The sequence below is a fragment of the Acinetobacter sp. MD2(2019) genome (genome assembly GCF_035615615.1).
GTDB lineage: Bacteria > Pseudomonadota > Gammaproteobacteria > Pseudomonadales > Moraxellaceae > Acinetobacter.
This window is the reverse complement of the sequence record NZ_VTDU01000025.1, coordinates 26,926-33,673: the sequence shown is the minus strand read 5'-3', so window position 1 is coordinate 33,673 and position 6,748 is coordinate 26,926. Positions and strand designations below refer to the sequence as shown.

Genomic DNA, 6,748 nt, shown 5'->3' with positions numbered 1-6,748 from the left:
TGAAATATTTTTTAACTTATTCGATAAACCCAAAAACCAACACTTCGTGCTAACTAACTGTTTATCAACAAGTTTTATTTCTCATCACCGCCGATGGATGTGCATTCTACAGCATTCCCATCCCAACACAACCCTTTTTTATAATTTAATTATCCAAAAGTTCAAACCTTAATCAGTAAAATTTTAACTTGCTGTTTTTGTTATGTTTTTATTTTTAAGCTTTTGCGTTGACTTGGTTATTATTATATCAACGCATTTTGCTTTACTTAGTTTTAGCGTTTTACTGCCACTTTTTCACGCTGTCTTACCACCTTTTCTACCTTTTCACGCGCACGTTGGCGTTTTAATGGTGAAAGATAGTCGACAAATAACTTGCCATTTAAGTGATCCATTTCATGCTGGATACAAATTGCAAGCAAGTCATCGGCATCGATCTCAATTTTTTCGCCATCCAAGTTAAGTGCTTCAATTTTGACGCGTGACGGACGTTCAACTTTATCGTATATTTGAGGTACAGAAAGACAGCCTTCTTCATAAGCCTGTTTATCTTCTGTTAATGGGGTAAGTTTAGGATTAATAAAAACCAACGGTTGATCTTTATTTTCAGAGATATCCATAACGATAAGCTGAATGTGGTGATCGACCTGCGTTGCTGCGAGCCCAATACCGGGTGCTTCGTACATGGTTTCAAACATGTCTGCAACGAGTTGACGGATTTCAGCAGTAATTTCTTTCACAGGTTGTGCAATGGTGCGTAGACGCGGGTCTGGGAAACTTAAAATGGGTAATAAGGCCATAACGCCCTCCTCTACAAAATTTTCTCATGTACAGCTTATGAAGTATTTAAGACGATAAACTTCATAGAAAAATGCTCTATAAGTTCGTTATTATAGCGCAATTACAAATATCCATTTAGGAAATATGATAATGAAAAAGGTTTTAGTGGGGAAAAACCATTTCTCGGGTAACGCAGTCAAAAAGCATTTGGCCGCACTCATGTTAGGTTTGAGTGTTAGCACAGCTTTTATCGGCGCAACGCATGCATCACCAAATACCACACCGCCAAGCATTAAAGCCAATGCGCCACACGTGTATGTGGTCCGTAAAGGTGATACCTTGTGGGATATTGCTGGCAAGTTTTTGAAAAACCCTTGGCGCTGGAAAGATATTTGGGCCAATAACCGTCATGTCAAGAATCCACACTGGATTTATCCGGGCGATCATCTTTTACTGTGTTCTTATCAAGGTCATCCGTTAATTGGGAAAGATGAAGGTGATGGCTGCGATGGTATTGTGCGCCGCCATTTAGGCGCGATTAACCTAAAACCACAGGTTCGTGTTGAAGCGCTGGGCGATGCCATTTCAATTGTTCCTTTAAAAAATATTGAAGTTTGGCTTAAACGTGCCACCATTTTGCCGCCGAATGCAATTAAGGATACGCCATATATTGTCGGCACAGCCGATGAGCGATTATTAGCAGGCGCGGGACAAACCATTTATGCCAAAGGCAATGGACTTGCAGTGGGACAACGTTACGGAGTTTATCGTCAAACCACGCCATACACTGCTGTAGATGCTGCAGGAAAATCGCAAACCATTGCACTTGAATTAATGGAAGTGGCAACCGGTGTGAGTACAGATCAAGACGGTCAAATCACAACCTTAGAACTCGATAAAAGCTACGACAAAGAAGTTCGTCGCGGCGACTTGGTTTTACCCGAGTTAAGTGCGGAACTACCAAGTTATTTTTATACCAGTGCACCCAAACAAGTGACTGAAGACGGGAAAATCATCCGTATTTTAGACAACATTGGTAGTGCGGCAAAAAATAGCGTAGTCACTATTGATCGTGGTCGTTTAGACGGCGCACAAGCGGGGCAAGTGTTTAGCGTATATCAAAAAGGCAGTGTTGTTTCTGATATTAAAACCGGTGAAAAAATTTCGCTTCCAAAAGAGCAGGTCGGCACAATTATGATCTTACGAAGTTTTGATCATTTAAGTTATGCCTACGTTTTAGAAAGCACTTTACCAATTAAAACCGGTGCGTTTATTGCAACACCTGCCGCCTCTGACTAAGGAATTGCTCTATGCTGAATCAAATATCAAATGTGCACTTACATTGCATTCAACTTTGGTATTTGGTTCAGCACTCTTATTCTGCGTATCAAAAATTAGTTGCTTACTTCGGTAATCCTGAGCAGGCAACATCTTCAGCAAATTTACAGCGTTGGGGCGAATTAAATATTCACGCCAATCATATTCAACGCGCCAAAGAATTTCAAAGTCCCGAACAACAGCAAAAATTTGCGCAGATTCTACAACTGCTACAACAACACTGCGATTTTATTTGCACCGAACAAGATACCAGCTATCCACCACAATTGCTTCCCTATGAAGATCGACCACCGATTTTATTTGGGCAAGGTCATGTCTTGCATTTAAGCCAGCCGCAAGTGGCTATTGTGGGCAGTCGTAAAGCATCGTCTCAAGGCTTACAAATTGCATATGATTTTGCCTATTATTTGGCTGAAAAAGGCTTTTATATTACCAGTGGTTTAGCCTTAGGGATTGATGCAGCGGCACATTCTGGTGGTTTGCATCACCACAGAACCATTGCGGTGATGGGTACAGGCATTGAGCAGACCTATCCACCAGCACATCTTGGATTACGAGAAAAAATACTCGCGCATGACGGCATCATTCTGACCGAATTTCTACCACAAACACCGCCTTTAGCACGTTATTTTCCACGGAGAAATCGCATTGTCAGCGGATTAAGCCTAGGCGTGATTGTTGCAGAAGCAACCTTAAAAAGTGGTTCAATTTTAACGGCACAAGCGGCCGCTATTCAGGGCAAAACCATTTTTGCTATTCCTGGACATATTTATCAGGAACAAAATAAGGGCTGTCACCAACTCATTCGTGAAGGGGCGATTTTAATTGACCATCCTGAACAAGTCATTGAAGATTTAGCCCTACCCACACAATGGCAAATGCAACAGCACAATGGCGTGCCATTGCCCACGCCAGAGATTCCAGAACATTTGTTGAAGCTATACCAACAACTAGACTGGGTTGGTAGTGACTTAGATCAGCTTGCGGCGCGCTTAGAACGACCAGCACATGAACTCTCAGCACATTTAATGGAACTTGAATTGTTAGGCTTGTGCTTACAGCAAGCCGGACGGTATAGTCGCTGCCATTCAGTGTAAATTTGGTCGTGACGCATGCTTAGCTCTTCTGTGCTTGAAGCCGTTCATCTTTTAAAACAAGGTCAGGTGTTAGCTTATCCAACCGAAGCGGTTTGGGGACTCGGTTGCGATCCGTTTAATCAGGCGGCGTTTGCAAAAATTCTCAACTTAAAACAGCGCCCGATTGAAAAAGGCGTGATTTTACTTGCCAGTTCTATCGCCCAAGTTCAACACCTGATTGCACCATTAGATGGAGCAACACAGCAACGGATTATTGCAAGTTGGGAAAATCGTAAAGCCGATGATCAAGGCGTGACTTGGTTACTCCCAACACACTCAAGCATCCCCAATTGGATTAGCGGTCAACATGCAAGCGTTGCCGTTCGTGTCACACAACATCCGCTTTGCCAACAACTCTGCGAAGGTTTAGGCAGCTTTATTGTTTCAACCAGTGCGAATCCAGCGGGATTAACGCCAGCACGTAATTTAGAGCAAGCACAACATTACTTTGGGCCACAGGTTGCCTATTTAGCTGGAGAACTCGGACAAAGTCCGTTACCGAGTAAAATTATTGATGCACTCAGTGGAAAAGTAATTCGCGACTAGCCAAAAAATAAGCAAAAAAAAGCTCAGTCAAAAGAGGTTGTGACTGAGCGAAACTGTGTTCGAGGTATCATAGGTTTACAGCCAAATACGATATCTTTAATCGACTTTCGTCTAAGAACGAAACGGATTATCAAGGATTTTATTTAGGTTTAGAAATAGTTTTTAAGTCTTAATTTTTTAAGTTTATTTTAATAGAAATTATATATGTGACGCTTTTTTGCAGTGAAATTCGATTTTAATTGAGAATCATTAATAGTTTAAACCTATATAAATCCGTTTTAAAAAATAGAACTGCTCTGTATTTTTTAAATACTGTAATTGGTTGTTATTTTAAAAATAATTATGAAATCGACTGGGTTATTTTTCTAAATTCAGCACTTTAAGCACATGCTTGAATCTAAAAAATACATTTGTGAATAAAGACTGCTCTTCAATCAATAACTCATTTAAAAACTGTCATATTGAATAAAATTAAGATAAAAAAAGCTTAAAAAAAAACTTGATTCGGTAGCTAAGCAATATTTTTTGTAACTCAAATTGGCATTCGCGGCTTAATTTTTTATTGGTTAGACGCGGTCAAATTCATAATTCAAAGCATTTTTTATCCATTCTGCACCTTAATTGCAACAATTCTAAAATGCTTAAGCAAATCTCTCCACCCATCCAGCCAAACTGCTCTGCATTGCAGGCTTTTAATGCCGACATAAAAAAACCACCGTCAACGGTGGTTTTAAGTTGCTTAATAACGGCGTAGCAGTTGCCAAATCGAGATTAAGAATAAAATACTAAAGAAAACCAATGACCATACAGGCAGCGATTGCCCCAAGAACGTCCAATCAATTTTGGCACATTCGCCAGAACCGGTCAGCACTTGTGAAAGCACCTCTTTCCAAGGTAAGACTTCAACTAAATAGTTGAGTCCCGGCCCACAGCTTGGCACTTGATCTGGTGGTAAATGTTGAATCCAAACATGTCTTGCGGCCACACCCAACGACCACAAAATTCCTAAACCGGCCAAACCTGAATAGATTCGCTTAAGAAGATTGGAACGCGGATTGTGAATCAGCGCGATCAATGCCACAAACCCCATCAGCATTAAACCTACACGCTGAAAAATACACAATGGGCACGGCTCTAAGCCTTTAAAATGCTCAAGATATAAAGCAAAGCACATACCGACAATACTGGCGAGCAATAGCGCGGCATTGACAAGACGATAACTCAATTGCACAGTTCTCCCCTCTTTCGTTTAACGAAATTGTTGTAAATAGTCTAAAAATGGCTGTTCAGATTGCTGCTCTAACTGCTGCTGCGCTTTTATTGACTGATCTGCTAATTCTGAAAAATAGTTTTGTTTTTCAGCTGACAGTTCATAGGCTTCTAAATTTTGCGTATGCATTTGTGCCAGATGACTCCCCATTTTCCATGTTCCACCAAAGCCTAACATATCGTGAATGACCTGTGCAGACAGGGTTTTGGCAGCATCTGTGGCACGAAGCGACATTTCATCTAATGCAGTACGATATAAATGATTGCCATATTGTTGATCAAATAATGCCGCTATCGGTTGCATTGCGCTTAATTGCTGAGTGAACCAATCAGAAATCGCATAGTGTTGATCCCCCCATTGCAGGCTTAAATTTGGTTCACGCCCTCGCTCCACCACCGCAATTTGATTCTGCTCAATTTGATCTTGTTCTGTGGCACTAATTTCAGGGCTATCTTGTAACAAGCAATACAAAGCCAACACTTCTAAGAAGGCCGCACTTTGTTCATCAATCCCAATTGGGCTATATGGATTGACATCTACCGCACGTAATTCCACATAGGCCACACCACGATTCTGCAAGGCTTGAGACGGTGTTTCATTGCCTTGTGGAATTTGCTTAGGACGAATCAAACTATAATATTCATTTTCAATTTGCAGCACATGGTCGTTAATTTGGGTAGGCTCGCCGTGCTCGTTTTCTAAGCCTAATGCGCTAAATTCAGGATACGGCGTTTTAATTGCACGTTGTAAACCGGTTAAATAAGCCTGTAAGTTATTGTAATGAATACCCAATTGTTTCTGCGCTGAATTTTGGTAGCCGTGTCGCCCCATACGAAGTGCCGTTGCATACGGCAAATGTAAAGTCCCCCCAGTTAAAGGCAGCAAATGATGTTCTCGGCCAATTAAAAAACTACGGCACACGGTCGGGCTCGCGCCTAACAGATACATCACCATTGGGGTTAAACGAATAAAATTACGGATCATGCCAAAATAACGCTGGCTGCGATAATCTTGCAAACTCAAACTGCGTAATTGGGCATCACGTTCATGTTTTTGTAATTCAATAAACAGCTGTTCGGGGAAGGAAATATTATAATGCACGCCAGCAATGGTTTGCATACGGCGACCATAACGCACGCCTAACCCCTTTCGATATAAGGTTTTAAATAAACCCAAATTAGACGAGCCGTAATCGGCCAGACGAATCTGTTGTTCATCTTGATCGAGCATACACGGCATCGACATCGGCCAGAGTTTTTCACCTTCGGCCAAATGCTGATTCACCACCGTATGAATATCTTTTAAATACGCCAAAGCCTCAGCAATGGACTGCTGCGGTGGGGTAATGAATTCAAGTAACGCCTCAGAATAATCTGTGGTGATATGCGGATGGGTTAAGGCCGAGCCCAACGCCTTTGGATGAGATAACTGCGAAAGATAACCATCCTGCTGCATACGCAAACTTTCACGCTCAATCCCACGTAAAGTTCCCTGTAAGAGGGAGGCGCTGACCCAAGTTGGGACAACAAAAGATTGCGCATTGAGTTGACTCATACAGATATACTCACCTGAATTATAAGAATTAATCTAATTTACAATTTGGTCCATTTGACCAAACAAACGCTGTTAGCTTACAAGCTCTTGCCCGTTGTGCAAGCTCGTTCACCGCATTATTCAAGAT

General features: G+C 41.5%; 6 protein-coding genes. 3 read left to right on the top strand and 3 right to left on the bottom strand.

Going from position 1 to position 6,748, the window contains the following annotated elements:
- Positions 1-272: 272 nt before the first annotated feature.
- Positions 273-797 carry a peptide deformylase gene (def, locus tag I2F62_RS11465; RefSeq protein WP_324627140.1) on the bottom strand — a complete coding sequence of 175 codons (525 nt, stop codon included), beginning with the start codon at positions 795-797 and terminating at the stop codon, positions 273-275.
- A 130-nt stretch (positions 798-927) separates the two neighbouring features.
- Between def and I2F62_RS11460 the strand changes: the two genes are divergently transcribed.
- From I2F62_RS11460 to I2F62_RS11450, 3 genes are read left to right on the top strand one after another with little or no spacing between them, the layout of a single operon-like run.
- Positions 928-2,076, top strand: a complete 1,149-nt coding sequence (locus I2F62_RS11460) for a LysM peptidoglycan-binding domain-containing protein (RefSeq protein ID WP_324627139.1) — start codon at positions 928-930, stop codon at positions 2,074-2,076.
- Positions 2,077-2,087: 11 nt separating this feature from the next.
- Positions 2,088-3,212 (top strand): DNA-processing protein DprA, encoded by a 1,125-nt coding sequence (dprA, locus tag I2F62_RS11455; protein ID WP_324627138.1) that lies wholly within the window; start codon positions 2,088-2,090, stop codon positions 3,210-3,212.
- 15 nt (positions 3,213-3,227) lie between these two features.
- Positions 3,228-3,797 (top strand): L-threonylcarbamoyladenylate synthase, encoded by a 570-nt coding sequence (locus tag I2F62_RS11450; RefSeq protein WP_324627137.1) that lies wholly within the window; start codon positions 3,228-3,230, stop codon positions 3,795-3,797.
- Between the two features lie 739 nt (positions 3,798-4,536).
- Here the strand turns inward: I2F62_RS11450 and I2F62_RS11445 are convergent.
- Complete coding sequence (locus I2F62_RS11445) at positions 4,537-5,028, bottom strand: disulfide bond formation protein B (protein WP_324627136.1); 492 nt, start codon at positions 5,026-5,028, stop codon at positions 4,537-4,539.
- An 18-nt stretch (positions 5,029-5,046) separates the two neighbouring features.
- On the bottom strand, positions 5,047-6,621 hold the full coding sequence (gshA, locus tag I2F62_RS11440; protein WP_324627135.1) for a glutamate--cysteine ligase: 1,575 nt from the start codon (positions 6,619-6,621) through the stop codon (positions 5,047-5,049).
- Positions 6,622-6,748 lie beyond the last annotated feature (127 nt).